18 protein-coding genes and 1 other annotated feature (1 of these 19 only partly in view) are annotated in these 16,761 nt (G+C 36.0%); all 18 genes read left to right on the top strand.

Features of this window, described 5'->3' with window-relative positions:
* The first annotated feature begins 10 nt into the window (after positions 1-10).
* The 18 genes from mraY (at position 11) to divIVA (ending at position 16,508) form a co-directional block, all read left to right on the top strand.
* Positions 11-985, top strand: coding sequence for a phospho-N-acetylmuramoyl-pentapeptide-transferase (gene mraY / locus ILS93_RS07325; protein ID WP_149173473.1), 975 nt, complete (start codon positions 11-13; stop codon positions 983-985).
* The gene (gene murD / locus ILS93_RS07320) at positions 986-2,338 is read left to right on the top strand and encodes a UDP-N-acetylmuramoyl-L-alanine--D-glutamate ligase (RefSeq protein ID WP_064474970.1); all 1,353 of its coding nucleotides are present in this window, start codon (positions 986-988) and stop codon (positions 2,336-2,338) included.
* Between the two features lie 90 nt (positions 2,339-2,428).
* Positions 2,429-3,520 (top strand): stage V sporulation protein E, encoded by a 1,092-nt coding sequence (spoVE, locus tag ILS93_RS07315; protein WP_000753517.1) that lies wholly within the window; start codon positions 2,429-2,431, stop codon positions 3,518-3,520.
* A gap of 104 nt (positions 3,521-3,624) precedes the next feature.
* The gene (murG, locus tag ILS93_RS07310) at positions 3,625-4,719 is read left to right on the top strand and encodes an undecaprenyldiphospho-muramoylpentapeptide beta-N-acetylglucosaminyltransferase (protein WP_222660267.1); all 1,095 of its coding nucleotides are present in this window, start codon (positions 3,625-3,627) and stop codon (positions 4,717-4,719) included.
* Positions 4,720-4,780: 61 nt separating this feature from the next.
* Entirely contained in the window at positions 4,781-5,686 is a 906-nt protein-coding gene (gene murB / locus ILS93_RS07305) for a UDP-N-acetylmuramate dehydrogenase (protein ID WP_000437052.1), read from the top strand.
* 98 nt (positions 5,687-5,784) lie between these two features.
* Complete coding sequence (gene divIB / locus ILS93_RS07300; protein WP_000798232.1) at positions 5,785-6,555, top strand: cell division protein DivIB; 771 nt, start codon at positions 5,785-5,787, stop codon at positions 6,553-6,555.
* A 400-nt stretch (positions 6,556-6,955) separates the two neighbouring features.
* Complete coding sequence (ftsA, locus tag ILS93_RS07295) at positions 6,956-8,263, top strand: cell division protein FtsA (RefSeq protein WP_001087544.1); 1,308 nt, start codon at positions 6,956-6,958, stop codon at positions 8,261-8,263.
* A gap of 39 nt (positions 8,264-8,302) precedes the next feature.
* The gene (ftsZ, locus tag ILS93_RS07290; protein ID WP_000888983.1) at positions 8,303-9,457 is read left to right on the top strand and encodes a cell division protein FtsZ; all 1,155 of its coding nucleotides are present in this window, start codon (positions 8,303-8,305) and stop codon (positions 9,455-9,457) included.
* 257 nt (positions 9,458-9,714) lie between these two features.
* Positions 9,715-10,632, top strand: a complete 918-nt coding sequence (gene spoIIGA, locus ILS93_RS07285) for a sigma-E processing peptidase SpoIIGA (RefSeq protein ID WP_048563202.1) — start codon at positions 9,715-9,717, stop codon at positions 10,630-10,632.
* Positions 10,633-10,651: 19 nt separating this feature from the next.
* Complete coding sequence (gene sigE, locus ILS93_RS07280) at positions 10,652-11,371, top strand: RNA polymerase sporulation sigma factor SigE (protein WP_000976947.1); 720 nt, start codon at positions 10,652-10,654, stop codon at positions 11,369-11,371.
* A 157-nt stretch (positions 11,372-11,528) separates the two neighbouring features.
* Positions 11,529-12,308: an RNA polymerase sporulation sigma factor SigG gene (gene sigG / locus ILS93_RS07275; RefSeq protein WP_000197753.1), complete on the top strand. Its 780-nt coding sequence runs from the start codon at positions 11,529-11,531 to the stop codon at positions 12,306-12,308.
* A 172-nt stretch (positions 12,309-12,480) separates the two neighbouring features.
* A complete protein-coding gene (locus tag ILS93_RS07270) occupies positions 12,481-12,759 on the top strand; it encodes a YlmC/YmxH family sporulation protein (RefSeq protein WP_064474972.1) in 279 nt (92 codons plus the stop codon).
* 120 nt (positions 12,760-12,879) lie between these two features.
* Complete coding sequence (gene pgeF / locus ILS93_RS07265; protein ID WP_064475091.1) at positions 12,880-13,698, top strand: peptidoglycan editing factor PgeF; 819 nt, start codon at positions 12,880-12,882, stop codon at positions 13,696-13,698.
* Positions 13,695-14,369, top strand: coding sequence for a YggS family pyridoxal phosphate-dependent enzyme (locus ILS93_RS07260; protein ID WP_064474973.1), 675 nt, complete (start codon positions 13,695-13,697; stop codon positions 14,367-14,369). The genes pgeF and ILS93_RS07260 overlap by 4 nt, the downstream gene beginning before the upstream one ends.
* Positions 14,370-14,388: 19 nt before the next feature.
* A complete protein-coding gene (locus ILS93_RS07255) occupies positions 14,389-14,859 on the top strand; it encodes a cell division protein SepF (RefSeq protein WP_064474974.1) in 471 nt (156 codons plus the stop codon).
* A 6-nt stretch (positions 14,860-14,865) separates the two neighbouring features.
* Entirely contained in the window at positions 14,866-15,129 is a 264-nt protein-coding gene (locus tag ILS93_RS07250) for a YggT family protein (protein ID WP_064474975.1), read from the top strand.
* 15 nt (positions 15,130-15,144) lie between these two features.
* Complete coding sequence (locus tag ILS93_RS07245) at positions 15,145-15,912, top strand: YlmH family RNA-binding protein (protein ID WP_088047255.1); 768 nt, start codon at positions 15,145-15,147, stop codon at positions 15,910-15,912.
* Between the two features lie 89 nt (positions 15,913-16,001).
* Positions 16,002-16,508, top strand: a complete 507-nt coding sequence (gene divIVA / locus ILS93_RS07240) for a septum site-determining protein DivIVA (protein WP_001131609.1) — start codon at positions 16,002-16,004, stop codon at positions 16,506-16,508.
* Between the two features lie 51 nt (positions 16,509-16,559).
* Positions 16,560-16,761 (top strand) — a binding site (T-box leader) (it continues 22 nt past the right edge of the window).

Here is a 16,761-nt window from a genome sequence, read left to right as displayed (position 1 = left end):
AGGACTACGTGTGCTTGAGCAAGGTTTATTAGTAACGGCTGGGGTAGCATTCTTAATTTCTGTTGCCCTTTCGCCATTATTTATTCCATTTTTAAGGAAATTAAAGTTCGGACAGAGTATTCGTGATGAGGGACCAAAGTCACATCAAAAAAAATCAGGGACACCTACAATGGGTGGTATTGTCATATATGTATCGATGATGGTAACTTCACTTATTATGGCGATTAAGTTTAATCATTTAGGTGCAGAGGTTTCGTTATTATTATTAGTGACATTTGGTTACGGATTGATTGGATTTTTAGATGACTACATAAAGGTAGTTAAGAAGAGAAATCTTGGTTTAACATCAAAACAAAAATTAGTAGGTCAGCTTGTTATTGCTATTGCGTTCTTTTTAATTGGAAAAGGGCAAGCGTTCCACACATACATCATGATTCCGGGAACAGATGTTAAGTTTGAATTAGGTTGGGCATATTTTGTACTTGTATTATTTATGCTTATTGGTGGATCAAATGCAGTTAACTTAACTGACGGTTTAGATGGTTTATTATCAGGAACAGCTGCTATTGCATTTGGAGCGTTTGGTATTATTGCAGTAGCGCAAGAGCAATTTGGAGTAGCGATATTCTGTATGGCAGTTGTAGGAGCTGTACTTGGATTTTTAGTATTCAATGCAAATCCAGCGAAAGTGTTTATGGGAGATACAGGTTCCTTAGCTTTAGGTGGAGCGATTGCAGCTGTAGCGATTTTATTAAAACAAGAATTGCTACTTGTAATCATTGGTGGAGTATTCGTAATGGAGACTTTATCTGTTATTATTCAGGTCATTTCTTTTAAAACAACAGGAAAACGTGTCTTTAAAATGAGTCCATTACACCATCATTATGAATTATGTGGTTGGTCAGAGTGGCGTGTTGTTGTGACATTTTGGTCTGTAGGATTTTTATTAGCTGTGTTAGGAATTTATATCGGGGTGTGGATGTAATTGAAAACTGTAACTGAATTTCAAAATAAAAATATTCTTGTATTAGGCATTGCAAAAAGTGGTTATGCAGCAGCTACGCTGTTACAAAAATTAGGGGCAAATGTTATTGTAAATGACGGAAAGCCTTTAGCGGATAATGTACTTGCTGCAGAATTACAAGCAAAAGGAATGGACGTTGTATGCGGTGGTCATCCTTTAGAATTGTTAGAGAGAAATATCTCTCTTGTTGTAAAAAATCCAGGAATCCCGTATTCTAATCCAATATTAGTTGCTGCGAAAGAAAAGCAAATTCCAATTGTTACGGAAGTTGAATTAGCATATCGTATTTCAGAAGCGCCATTTGTTGGGATTACAGGGTCTAACGGTAAAACGACGACGACAATGATTACATTTGAAATGCTAAAAGAAGGACAAAAGCATCCTGTAATTGCAGGGAACATAGGAACTGTAGCGTGTGAAGTAGCACAGGATGCAAAAGAAAATGAAGTTGTAGTTACAGAACTTTCATCGTTCCAACTGATGGGAGTAGAATTGTTCCAACCTAAAATTGCTGCATTTTTAAATTTATTTGAGGCCCACTTAGATTATCACGGGACGAAGAAGGAATATGGTTTAGCAAAAGCAAATATTTTTAAAAACCAAACAGAAAATGATTATAGTGTAATAAATGCAGATGATGCGGATGTGATGGCTTTATCTGCTTATAGTAAAGGGCAAAAAGTACTATTCTCGACAACGAAAGAAATTGAAGATGGTGCGTGTATAAAAGAGAATGCTCTTTGTTTTAAAGGTGAAAAAGTTGTTGAAATAGGCGATATCGTTTTACCTGGTCAACATAATTTAGAAAATATTTTAGCAGCGATGAGTATCGCAAAATTATTGGGTGTTTCTAATGAAGCGATTACGGCGGTGTTAAAACGTTTTACAGGTGTAAAACATCGTTTAGAATATGTAACAACTATTAACAATCGTAAGGTTTATAATGACTCAAAAGCAACGAATATGTTAGCGACTGAGAAAGCTTTATCTGCGTTTACACAACCGATTGTGTTATTAGCAGGTGGACTTGATCGTGGAAATGAATTCGATGATTTAATTCCGTATTTCAAAAATGTAAAAGCAATTGTGACATTTGGACAAACAGCTCAAAAATTAGTAAGAGCTGCAGAAAAAGCGGGATTAGATGCAATTGAAAGTGTAGATACTTTAGATGAAGCGGTAGTGAAAGCTTATGCTCATTCTACAGATGGTGATGTAATTCTTCTTTCTCCAGCATGTGCAAGCTGGGATCAATTTAAAACATTTGAAGAAAGAGGAGACATTTTTATACAAGCTGTGCATAAACTTATATAAAGTAAATCAAAACATCAGTAGGCTAACACCTACTGATGTTTTGTTACATAGGGCAAAAGTTTCTGCCTAAAGAGGTGGTGTTTATGGGTAATGAAGAAAACGCCTGATTTTATTCTCATCATCGTTACACTTGCGTTGTTAACAATCGGAATGGTTATGGTGTATAGTGCGAGTGCGGTTTGGGCCTCTTATAAAATGGGGGACTCATTCTTTTTTGCAAAAAGGCAATTGCTATTTGCAAGTATCGGTGTAGTGGCTATGTTTTTAATTATGAAAATTGATTATTGGGTGTGGCGTACGTATTCAAAAGTAATTTTGCTAGTTTGCTTCATTCTTCTTATTCTTGTTCTTGTTCCTGGGGTAGGACTTGTTCGAGGAGGAGCGCGAAGTTGGATTGGAATCGGGGCATTTTCCATTCAACCGTCAGAATTTATGAAGTTTGCGATGATTATTTTCTTAGCAAAATTTTTAGCGGAACGACAAAAATTAATTACCTCTTTTAAACGTGGTTTACTACCAGCTCTTAGTTTTGTATTTCTTGCTTTTGGGATGATTATGTTACAGCCAGATCTTGGCACAGGAACGGTAATGGTTGGGACATGTATTATTATGATATTTATCTCGGGAGCAAGGGTCTTTCACTTTGCAATGTTTGGTTTGCTTGGTGTAGCAGGATTTGTAGGGCTAATTGCATCAGCACCGTATCGAATGAAACGTATTACATCATATTTAGATCCGTGGTCAGATCCGCTTGGAAGTGGATTTCAAATTATTCAATCGTTACTCGCAATTGGACCAGGTGGATTATTCGGGCTTGGACTTGGACAAAGTAGACAAAAGTTTCTTTATTTACCTGAACCGCAAACAGACTTTATATTTGCGATCTTATCCGAGGAATTAGGTTTTATTGGTGGTTCATTTGTGTTATTATTATTTAGTCTATTATTATGGCGTGGGATTCGTATAGCTTTAGGAGCGCCAGATTTATATGGTACGTTTTTAGCAGTAGGTATTGTGGCGATGATTGCGATTCAAGTAATGATTAATGTTGGTGTTGTAACAGGATTGATGCCTGTAACAGGTATTACTTTGCCGTTTTTAAGTTATGGTGGATCAAGTTTGACATTAATGTTAATGGCAGTAGGTGTATTATTAAATATAAGTCGCCATTCTCGCTACTAAACCCTGTTTTATAAGACAGGGTTTTTCGTATGTGCGCGAAGAAACATGATGTATATAGAAATAAATACGACTGAAATAAGAAAAGAGAAGCGGAGGAGTTAGTAGTGCGTGTATTAGTAAGTGGTGGGGGCACTGGAGGTCATATTTATCCGGCTCTTGCTCTAATAAGAGAAATAAAAAAATTAAATCCGGAAGCAAGGTTTTTATATATTGGTACGGAGAGTGGATTAGAGAGCACAATCGTTCCAAAAGCAGGCATACCGTTTCAATCTATTGTTATAAGTGGATTTAAGCGTAAAATATCGTTAGATAACGTGAAAACGGTGATGCGTTTCCTAAAGGGTGTACAAGATAGTAAACGATATATTCGTCGTTTTAATCCGGATATTGTAATTGGAACGGGTGGATATGTATGTGGACCAGTTGTATATGCTGCAGCAAAATTAGGTATTCCAACCATTGTACATGAACAAAATAGTGTACCTGGTGTAACGAATAAATTTTTAAGCCGCTATGTTGATAAAGTTGCGGTTTGTTTTGAAGCGGCTATAGAACATTTTCCACAGTCAAAAGTGGTGATGACAGGAAATCCAAGAGCATCAGAAGTAATGGATCAGAATGGAATGAAAGGAAAACGTTCAGTAGGTTTATCTCTTACTAAAAAATCGGTACTTATTTTTGGTGGAAGTCGTGGGGCTAGACCGATTAATGATGCTTTCGTAGAGGCAATTGAACAGTTTGGAAATAAAAGTTACGAAATATTGTATGTAACAGGTGAAGTTCATTATGATAAAGTGATGGAAGCAGTGAAGCAAAAAGGGAATCCGAATAATGTTATTATTAAACCTTTCATTCATAATATGCCAGAGGTACTTACAGGTGTAGATCTTGTTGTTTCAAGAGCGGGGGCAACAACACTTGCAGAATTAACCGCGTTAGGTAAGCCAAGTGTGTTAATACCGAGTCCTTACGTAACAAATAACCATCAGGAAAAGAATGCACGTTCTGTTGTCGATAAAGGAGCAGCAAAAATGTTGCTTGAAAAAGATTTAACAGCAGAAACGCTTATTCGTGATATTGATGAGATTTTATTAGATGCACAAACATTACAAAATATGAAGCTGGCTGCGGGGCAATTAGGTATTCCAGATGCAGCAAATAAGCTGTATGAAGTAATGAATAAGCTTGTAAAAAAATAACGTTAGGTGAACGCCCTGCATACTACTGTAATAAGGATACTTAGTATGGGGGAGATTGTTTATGGAGCAATTAGTAAATGAGCTTATAGAAGCAAATGTTGGTCGCGTGTTAGTGAATGAAGCGTTAGCGCGTTATACCACTATGAAAATAGGTGGACCAGCTGATATTTTAATTGTGCCAAAGCATGTTGCCAGTATTGAAAAAACGTTGCAGTTAGTAAAAAAATATAAAACCAAGTGGACTGTAATTGGTCGGGGTTCGAACCTTCTTGTATCTGATCTAGGTATAGAAGGTGTCGTTATTCGTTTAGGAGAAGGATTAGACCACTTAGAAGTCGAAAAACATAGAGTAAGAGTTGGTGGTGGGTATCCCCTTATTAAATTATCAACTTTACTTAGTCGTCAAGGGTTATCCGGCCTGGAATTTGCCAGTGGTATTCCAGGAAGTGTTGGTGGTGCAGTGTATATGAATGCAGGAGCACATAAATCGGATATATCAAACATATTATCAAAAGCTCTTATTTTGTTTGAAAACGGAACAATTGATTGGTTAACACATGAAGAAATGGAGTTTTCCTATCGTACTTCTGTATTGCAAACGAAACGTCCTGGTATTGTTTTGGAAGCTGAGTTTCAATTGCAGGTAGGAGAGCGTGAGGGAATCGTAAGCGTCATGCAAAAGAATAAAGACTACCGCCGTGAAACACAGCCGTGGAATCATCCTTGTGCAGGAAGCATATTTCGGAATCCAATCCCATACTTTGCAGGAGACTTAATAGAAAAGGCGGGGCTTCGTGGTTATCAAATAGGCGGAGCTCAAATTTCTGAAATGCATGGGAATTTTATTATTAATACTGGGGGAGCCAGTGCGCAAGATGTCTTATCTTTAATTGCATTAATAAAACAAACAATCAAGGATAAATTTGGCGTAGAAATGCATACAGAAGTAGAAATCATTGGAAGATAACGGTTATTCGTTCCGCTCATTATCATTTATGTTATAATAAGAAGATAAGAACGGCATGAGGAACATGCCGTTTTTTATGTTACGTAGGGGGATCGTACATGAAAAATAGTAAAGTGATTAAACTACAGGATCGTGTACCAAAGTTAAAAAATCAACAGAAGAAAAATAAGAAAAATGTTAATCATCGGTTGATTCTATACATATCAATTTTATTTTTATTAGTGCTCTTTTTAATTTATTTTCGGTCTCCGCTAAGCAATATCAAAAAGATAAGTGTGTTTGGAAATCATTATATGACAGATGAACAAGTGATGAAGGAATCAGGTGTGACGTATGATACAAGTTATTTCCGAGTGACAGCACATAAAGCAGAAGAAAACCTAACGAAACGAAAAGAAATTAAAGCGGTAAATGTAAAAAAACGTTTTCCAAATAAAATTGATGTTCATATTGAAGAATATTTAACGATTGGTTATATAAACAAAGATGGGAAATTACAACCGTTACTAGAGAACGGGAAAACACTTGATGTACTTCCGAACGGAAAACTTCCTGTTGCAGCGCCAATTTTTGAACCTTTTAAAGAGGAGAAAATGAAGGAGTTAATTGCTGAGCTTGAAAAATTAACACCAACGATTTTAAGGTCTATTTCTGAAATCCGTTATTCACCGACGAATGCGAATGAAGATCACCTTACTTTATATATGAACGAAGGGTACGAAGTGAGCACTACGATTCAAAATTTCGCAAAGCGTATGGAAGCTTATCCGCTTATCTTAAAAACAATTGAGCCGGGTAAAAAGGTATTAATTGATTTAGAAGTAGGGGCATATACGAAAGAATTAGGAGCGGAAGAAAAAAAAGAATAGAACGATAGTTTTTACTACGTTCCTATAGAAAAAACAAAACGAATGTTCTGTTGGATGCATCTGAATTTACAAGAATGGTTCATTTGATGAAAAAGATGTAAAAATTCTTAGATTCATACTAGGATTGGTACAAGTTTCACTTTTCTATGAGTACATCTTAGTGTAGACTTATACTTGGCGGTAATCTTTACACTTGAAATAGAATTATTTCAAGATAAGCAGTTATTCACAGTTTACTGCGATATTCTTAAATGAATGTTAAATAAAAATAAGAAAAATATAGGGTTAAAAAAGGGAAACGTATAAAGACGTTGAATATTTTTCTTATAAATAGTAAAGTTGCGATTGTTGTTCCATATATTGAGTTGTATGGTATAAATAAAGAAGGAGGTGCCAAAGAATGAACAGCAATGAAATATATGTTAGTCTTGACATCGGTACATCCAATGTTAAAGTCATCATTGGTGAAATGGTTAATGACAGCTTAAACATTATTGGTGTTGGAAATGTAAAATCAAATGGTTTAAAGAAGGGATCGATAGTTGATATAGACGAGACTGTTCGATCAATTAAAAAAGCAATTGAACAAGCTGAGCGCATGGTGGGAATCCACATTGAGCAAGTTGTAGTAGGCGTCAATGCAAACCAGGTACAACTACTTCCTTGTCACGGAGTAGTCGCTGTTTCAAATGAAGATCGTGAAATCGGGAATGAAGATGTCTTACGCGTTCTAGATGCAGCACAAGTTGTGTCAATTGCTCCAGAACGTGAGTTTATTGATGTGGTACCTCGACAGTTCATCGTAGACGGTCTTGACGAGATTAACGATCCACGCGGGATGATCGGTGTAAGATTAGAAATGGAAGGTACACTTATAACAGGCTCGAGAACTTTACTACATAACCTACTTCGTTGTGTAGAAAAAGCAGGTCTTGAAATAGTTGATATTTGTCTTCAACCTTTAGCGGCTGCAACAGTTGCTATATCTTCAGATGAAAAACATAGAGGAGTAGCCCTTGTTGATATGGGGGGAGGATCTACAACCTTATCTATTTTTAAAGATGGAGAGTTACAAGCAACGAGCGTATTACCGTTAGGTGGAGACCATATAACGAAGGATATTGCGATTGGGTTGAAAACTTCAACAGAAAATGCAGATCAAATTAAGTTGAAATATGGACATGCTTTTTATGATACAGCATCTGAAGAAGAGATGTTTACGGTTCCTATTATGGGAAGCGATCAAACAGAACAATATTCTCAGTTGGAATTATCGGATATAATAGAGGCTCGTGTAGAGGAAATTTTAATGTTTGTTCAAGATGAAGTGCGTAAATTAGGAGTAAAGCAAGTAGCTTCTGGCTATGTACTAACTGGTGGAATTGCTTCTATGCCGGGTGTTCTTGATCTTGCATATGATATTTTACATGAAAATGTTCGTATAGCGACTCCTGATTATATTGGTGTGCGTGAGCCCCAATATACAAGTGGAGTAGGATTAATTAAACATTCTTATCAAAAAGCTAAATTACGTGGGAAAAATGTGCAGGAAAAGCAAGAACATTTTGAACCAGTACCAGCACCAGCACCAACGCCGGTACAACAGCAACCTGCGAAACAAAAAACTCGTAATCAAAACAATAATAATCAAAATGATGACCGTATGATGTCAAAAGTAAAACGTGTATTCCGTTATTTATGGGATTAAAATTGGACACGAAAAATGAGGTTCTAGGGGGATTTCGACATGTTAGAGTTTGATACTACTCAAGATCAATTAGCGAATATAAAAGTTATCGGTGTCGGCGGTGGCGGAAACAATGCTGTAAACCGTATGATTGAACACGGTGTACAAGGTGTAGACTTTATCGCTGTGAATACTGATGCACAAGCATTAAATCTATCAAAAGCTGAAACAAAAATGCAAATTGGTGGAAAATTAACACGTGGACTTGGTGCAGGTGCAAACCCTGAAGTAGGGAAAAAAGCTGCAGAAGAAAGTAAAGAACAGATCCAAGAAGCACTTCGTGGTGCAGATATGGTCTTCGTAACTGCTGGTATGGGCGGCGGAACTGGAACTGGTGCAGCTCCAGTTGTTGCTCAAGTTGCAAAAGAATTAGGTGCATTAACAGTTGGTGTTGTGACACGTCCATTTACATTTGAAGGACGTAAGCGTGCAACACAAGCAGCATCTGGTATTGCGGCATTTAAAGAAAATGTAGATACACTTATTGTAATTCCAAACGATCGCTTATTAGAGATTGTTGATAAAAATACGCCGATGTTAGAAGCATTCCGTGAAGCAGATAACGTATTACGTCAAGGTGTTCAAGGTATTTCTGATTTAATTGCAACACCAGGTTTAATTAACTTAGACTTCGCAGACGTAAAGACAATTATGTCTAATAGAGGTTCTGCTTTAATGGGTATTGGTTCTGGTAATGGAGAAAATCGTGCTGCTGAAGCTGCGAAAAAAGCGATTTCTAGTCCGTTATTAGAAACATCTATTGATGGAGCTCAAGGTGTTATCATGAACATTACGGGTGGAGCTAACCTAAGCTTATATGAAGTACAAGAAGCGGCAGACATTGTAGCTTCAGCTTCAGATCCAGAAGTAAATATGATCTTCGGTTCTGTTATTAATGAAGGATTAAAAGATGATATCGTTGTAACTGTAATTGCAACTGGTTTTGATGATAGTGCTTCGACGCAGCCACCAAAACCAATTATCCGTCCGACTGCGAATCACACGCAACAACAGCAACAGCAAGTAGCTCAACCTTCAAAACAACGTGAAGTTAAGCGTGAAATGAAACGTGAAGAGCCGGTTGTGCATGAGCGTCATACAGATTCAGATGACATCGATATTCCAGCATTCTTACGTAACCGTCGTAGACGATAAAAGAAAAGGAGCTTTCATGCTCCTTTTTTGTTTTATACAGGGAAAAGATCTGCTAAGCAGGTCTTTTTTTATTTTATATATTTCGATTTATATGAAAATAAAAAATATAGTATTCTATGAAACTTATACTTTTATTTTTTACCGACAGATTTTGTCTAGAAAACACAAAATAACAAAAAAACACCTCCGCAAATTGACACACTTTCCTATTGGATATGCATTATACTAGTCTCAACTTAAAAAAAGAGGTGAATTGTTTGGTTGTTTACGCCGACGTTGTTTGGTTGTTAAACGCCTGCATTGATTTTCTTTTACTTTTATTAACAGCAACCGTGTTAAAAAAGAAGATCAAAAGATGGAGGCTTGTGTTAGGGGCATTTATAGGTTCAACCATTGTTATTTTTGCCTTTACTCCTTTTGCTTCTATGATGACACATCCAATTATGAAACTACTGTACTCGTTACTTATTGTGTATACAGCATTTGGGTTTACAACGTTTAGAAACTATACACAAACTGTTTTTACTTTTTACTTTGTAACCTTTATGGTTGGCGGAGGGTTAATTGGGACTCATTTCTTTTTGCAAACGAATGAAATGGTAAATGGATTGGTTCAATCTCAATCAATTTCTTACGGTGATCCAATTAGCTGGTTGTTTGTTGTTTTTGGTTTTCCAGTAATTTATTATTTTTCTAAAAAGCGTATTGAAAGCGTAGAGGTTACAAAAATACACTATGATCAAATTGTGAAATTGAAAATTCAATTAGCCGAAGAGGAACTAGAACTCGCAGGTTTAATTGATAGTGGGAACCAACTTTACGACCCGTTAACAAAAACACCCGTTATGATTATGCATATCTCATCATTAGAGCATTGCTTGCCAACTTGGTTAACAGAACAAATTTATTCCAAAACAGAGATTCCTCAAATACCAGAAAATGATTCTGGGTGGGCGACAAAATTACGCTTAATTCCTTTCAGAGCAGTAGGAGTAGAGAATCAATTTTTATGGGCAATTAAGCCAGACAGTGTGCAAATTTATCATGAAGGTAGTTCTATTGTAGTTAGCAAAGTATTGATTGGATTAAATACACAACAGCTGTCAACCAATGGAGAGTATCAATGTATTGTGCATCCGAAAATGTTAATTTCGCAAAAAATGGTCATTGCTTAATAATGAGAGGCGGGATAATATGATGAAATTAAAATTTTATTTAGTATACCTTTGGTATAAAGTATTGCTGAAATTAGGAATTAAGACCGATGAAATTTATTACATTGGTGGAAGTGAAGCGTTGCCACCACCGTTAACGAAAGAAGAAGAGGAAGTTCTTTTGAATAAATTGCCAAAAGGAGATCAGGCAGCAAGATCGTTACTGATTGAACGCAACTTACGGTTAGTTGTATATATAGCAAGAAAGTTTGAAAATACAGGGATAAACATTGAAGATTTGATTAGTATAGGAACAATCGGCCTTATTAAAGCAGTGAATACATTTAATCCAGAAAAGAAGATAAAATTAGCAACATATGCCTCACGTTGTATAGAAAATGAAATTTTAATGCATTTGCGTCGGAATAATAAAAATCGTTCAGAAGTTTCTTTTGACGAACCGCTTAACATCGATTGGGATGGGAATGAACTTTTGTTATCAGATGTATTAGGTACAGATGATGATATTATTACAAAAGATTTAGAAGCTACTGTAGATCGTCATCTTCTAATGAAAGCATTGCATCAATTAAATGATCGTGAAAAACAAATTATGGAACTTCGGTTTGGGCTTGCTGGAGAAGAAGAAAAGACGCAAAAAGATGTGGCGGATATGCTTGGGATTTCACAGTCATACATTTCGCGTTTAGAAAAAAGAATCATAAAAAGATTACGAAAAGAATTTAATAAAATGGTGTAAAGAATAAGACCAGCCGTTATCTAGGCTGGTCTTATTCTCTTTCGTTGTATGAGAAGAGACAACGAAAATGAAAAATGAAGAGAAAACCGCATGCATAAAATCCCCTTCAAAGGAAATACTTTACACTGTACAGCAACTCCCGATAGGAGGGAACACTTTGACGAGAAACAAAGTAGAAATTTGCGGTGTTGATACAGCTAAACTTCCCGTACTAAAAAATGATGAAATGCGTAAATTATTTCGTGAAATGCAAAGTGGAGAGATAAGCGCAAGAGAGAAATTAGTGAATGGAAACTTACGTCTTGTACTGAGCGTCATCCAAAGATTTAATAACAGAGGAGAATATGTTGACGATTTATTTCAAGTTGGTTGCATCGGACTTATGAAATCCATTGATAACTTTGATTTAGGCCAAAATGTAAAATTTTCAACGTATGCTGTGCCGATGATTATTGGGGAAATACGCAGATATTTGCGTGATAATAATCCGATTCGTGTATCTCGATCATTACGAGATATTGCGTATAAAGCGTTACAAGTAAGAGAGAAATTGATTGCAGAAAATTCAAAAGAACCAACAGCAATGGATATTGCAAAAGTGCTTGAAGTGACTCATGAAGAAATTGTTTTTGCATTAGATGCGATTCAAGATCCAGTTTCATTATTTGAACCGATTTATAACGATGGGGGAGATCCTATCTTTGTAATGGATCAGTTAAGTGATGAAAAACAAAAGGACGAGCAGTGGGTTGAAGAGTTAGCACTGAAAGAAGGGATGAAGCGTTTAAATGATCGTGAGAAAATGATTATTCGAAAACGTTTCTTTCAAGGAAAGACACAAATGGAAGTTGCAGAAGAAATTGGGATTTCTCAAGCACAAGTGTCACGTTTAGAGAAATCAGCTATTAAACAAATGAATAAAACGATTCAAGGATAAGGTTTCACCATTTATGGTGAAACCTTTTTATATGTAATATAGTTTGTCTTCGCTCATAGTAGGGAAGCTGTGTTCATATAATGAAAATAATATGGAATTAGTAGAGGGTGCTTCCTGTTAATTTGAGAAACAGTGTTTTTTCAATTCGTCATATATAAGGGAGAGGATGAAAATGAAAAGAATTTCAGAGTTACAGATGAAAGAGATAATAAATGTTTCAGATGGAAAAAGGCTTGGGAATATTGGAGATATTGAAATGGATATGAACACAGGGAAGATCGGGTCTATTATTATTTCCAAACAGGCACGTATGTTGGGGATCTTTGGAAAGGATGTAGAAATTGTAATTCCTTGGGAGGAAATTATGAAAATTGGGGAAGATGTCATACTTGTAAGAGTAAATCCTGTTAATTCTGTAACAGAATCAATACAAACACCGACAATTTCATAAAGAATATTACAAATTCCTCTTTTTTTTCTGTTGGCATTATGAAAAAATAAAAGTATGGTAAAATAGACAGGAAGTACCATGCTTTTTTATGTTATTTTAATTAAAAGGAGCCGCTTTGTTATGAGAGAACCATTTAAATATGTGGACGGTATATTGTATTTACAAGCGTGGAAAGAACTTGGAAACATTACTGCTGGATTTACGACAAAAGATGATGGGGTAAGTACGGGCTCCTTTCATGCGATGAATTTAGGATTACATGTGAATGATATCGTGGAGAATGTTCATGAAAACAGACGCATTTTAGCAAATAAGTTACAAAAACCATTAGAAAACTGGATTTGCTCTGAACAAGTTCATGATCATCATGTTGAAAAAGTAGGACAACAGGAAAAAGGAAGTGGCGTCTATTCATATGAAGACGGCATTTCAAAAACAGATGGCATTTATACGACTAATAATGATGTTCTTCTAACATCATGTTACGCGGATTGTGTTCCACTCTATTTTTATGCGCCATCACATGGTATGATAGGACTTGCGCATGCTGGATGGAAAGGGACTGTAAAAGAGATTGCAAAGGAAATGATTCAAAAATGGAATGCAGAAGGGGTTTCAAGCGATGAAATTCATGTTGCAATTGGACCAGCAATTGGGTCTTGTTGTTACGTTGTTGATGATAGAGTGTTAACAGCAGCAGAGCAAGTAGTAAACGGTTCTGTCCCTTATAAAAAAATTTCTGATGGGCAGTACGCAATTAATTTAAAAGAAATTAATCGTATATTATGTGTACAAGCAGGCATAAAAGAAGAGAATATTGTAATGTCATCTCTTTGTACAAGCTGTGAAAAACAACTATTTTTCTCTCATCGTCGTGATCAAGGTAAGACGGGGAGAATGTTGAGTTTCATAGGTTTTAAGGAGGAAGAAAGCAAGTGACAGTACAAAAAAATTTAACAACTGTAAACGAAGAAATTAAACAATCTTGCGCACGAGCGGGACGTTCTTTGCAAGATATTAAACTCGTTGCAGTTACAAAAACGGTAGGAATTGAAAAGACAAACGAAGTAATTGAAGCTGGAATTAGCGATTTAGGTGAAAATAGAAATGAAGGTTTCTTACAGAAGTACGAACATTTCGGTTCAAAAGTGAATTGGCATTTTATTGGATCATTACAAACGAGAAAAGTAAAAGAAATCATTAATGAAATTGATTATTTACATTCGTTAGATCGACTTTCACTTGCAAAAGAAATTCAAAAACGTGCTGATAAGAAAGTGAAATGTTTTATTCAAGTGAAAACATCATCTGAAGAATCAAAGCAAGGATTGGCAATAGAAGAAACCGTTTCTTTCATTCAAAGTTTGCAAGAATTGGATAAGATTGAAGTGGTTGGACTAATGACAATGGCTCCGTTTACAGAAGAAGAGGACGAAATCAGACGCTGTTTTAAGGAGTTACGTATGCTACAAACAGAGGTGCAGGAGCTAGAATTATTACATGCGCCATGTAAAGAATTATCAATGGGAATGTCTAATGATTACACGATTGCAATTGAAGAAGGTGCTACATATATTCGTTTGGGGACGATTTTAGTAGGAAAAGCGTAAAAGGAAGGAGAATCTTATTATGAGTTGGTCAAAAGTAAAATACTTCTTTTTTGATACACCGGAAGAAAAAGAAGCAGCTCAATATAGTTATGAAAAGGAGCAAACAGACATGAAGAAGCAGCAAGATCCGCCAGAACAACAAGATGTTACGTTTCCAAAAGCGCAACCGAAACAAAATGTTGTGAGCATTGAAACGGCAAAGCAATCTTCAAAAGTTGTTTTATTAGAACCACGCACATATTCGGAAGCGCAAGGGATTTCGGACCATTTAAAAGGTAGACGAGCTGTTGTGATTAATTTACAACGAATGTCTACTGATCAAGCTGTACGTATCGTTGACTTTTTAAGTGGTACTGTATACGCTATAGGCGGGGATATTCAAAAAATAGGACCGAAAACATTTATGTGTACACCTGAAAATGTAGATATTGTTGGTGCAATTTCAGAGTTATTCGGTGAAGAAGAAGACACAAATATAAAGAGGTGGTAATACGCCATGGAAACAGTTTTAAGGCTTTTAGTTTATGCTATCGAGATTTACTCGTGGGCACTTATTATTTACATTCTCCTATCATGGTTCCCGGGTGCAAAGGAATCAACTTTCGGAGATATTCTTGCGCGTATTTGTGAACCGTATTTAGAACCATTTCGCAGATTTATTCCGCCGCTTGGTATGATTGATATCTCTCCACTCGTTGCGATTTTCACGTTAAAGCTTGCTACGAATGGTTTAATAAGTATATTCAACTATTTCTTATAGTAAGAGGTTAAATAAATGAGCATCTATGAACATTTCAGACCCGATGAAGAGGTCTTTGTGGATAAGGTGTTAGAGTGGAAGCGAGCAGCGGAGTACCATCAAGTGAAGTTAACAGACTTCCTTGATCCAAGACAACAACAAATTGTCACTATGGTAATAGGACAAGGGGATGTTGCTGTACAGTTTGATGGTGCAACGCCTCATGCAGAGCGTAAGAGAGCACTCATTTATCCGGACTATCTAGTAGTGAATGAAGAGGAATTTCAAGTAGAAGTATTGGAAATTGACTATCCTTCCAAGTTTTATACGCTAGAACATAGGCAAATATTAGGTACATTTATGTCTCTCGGTTTAACGAGAGAAAAATGTGGTGATATTTTGCTTCAAGAAGATCGTGCCCAAATTGTAGTCGCGAAAGAAGTTGTATCTTATATTGAGATGAACTTACAATCTATAGCAAAAGTGAAAGTCTCCTTATCACCAGTGCAAGGAGAAAAAATTCTACAGATGCAAGAAACGTGGGGAGAGAAATCTGGAACGGTTTCTTCACTTCGTTTAGATGTTATGTTAGCTGAAATGTTACATATATCCAGACAAAAAGTACAACCTTTCATAAAAAATGGTTTAGTAAAAGTTAATTGGAAAACAGTGGAGCAAACTTCTTATGAATGTTATCCAGGAGATGTTTTTTCAGTAAGAGGATATGGACGAAGTAAATTGTTTTCTGTAGAAGGTAGAACAAAGCGCGACAAATGGAGAATTTTGTATGGTATACTAAAATGATTGGTTTTTTAGAAGGAAATCCTCCTATTTTGTCGAAGAAAAGATATAATTGAAAGAGGAAATTTAGATAACTACTTGGAGGTGGCGTTGTGCCGTTAACACCATTAGATATTCATAACAAAGAATTTGGTCGCGGATTCCGTGGCTATGATGAAGATCAAGTAAATGAGTTTCTTGATCAAATTATCAAAGATTATGAATTAGTCATTCGTGAGAAAAAAGCTTTAGAAGAAAAAGTTGCGCAATTAGAAGGGAAGTTAGATCATTTCTCTAATATTGAAGATACGTTAAACAAATCTATCATCGTTGCACAAGAAGCAGCGGAAGAAGTAAAACGTAATGCGCAAAAAGAAGCAAAATTAATCGTACGTGAAGCAGAAAAGAATGCAGACCGTATTATTAACGAAGCGTTAGTAAAATCAAGAAAAGTTGCTTTTGATATTGAAGAGCTAAAGAAACAAGCGAAAGTATTCCGCACTCGTTTCCGTATGTTATTAGAAACACAGCTTGAAATGTTAAACAACGATGATTGGGATAAACTAATTGAGTTAGAAGACGAAGTAGATGAACTGTTGAAAAAAGAAGAAACAGTGTAAGCTTGACGTTTTTCTCATTATTACATATAATTTTAAACAACATATTTATTAAGAAAAACGAAGATAGGGATAAGTACCTTTTCAAACCTTATATAGCGAACTGAGGATGGTGTAAGCTCAGGATAAGGAGATAATGGGAATATCACCCTGGAGTTCCGCGCTGAACAAATAGAGTAAGCGTAGGCGTATATTCGCGTTAAGAATATAAAGAGGATTGTATACATACGTATAGGATCTACTAGGGTGGTACCGC

It is taken from the genome of Bacillus sp. 16GRE42 (assembly GCF_019837435.1).
GTDB classification, from domain to species: domain Bacteria; phylum Bacillota; class Bacilli; order Bacillales; family Bacillaceae_G; genus Bacillus_A; species Bacillus_A wiedmannii.
Note: the sequence above shows the minus strand (reverse complement) of the source record. Positions and strands in the feature narration are given on the sequence as shown.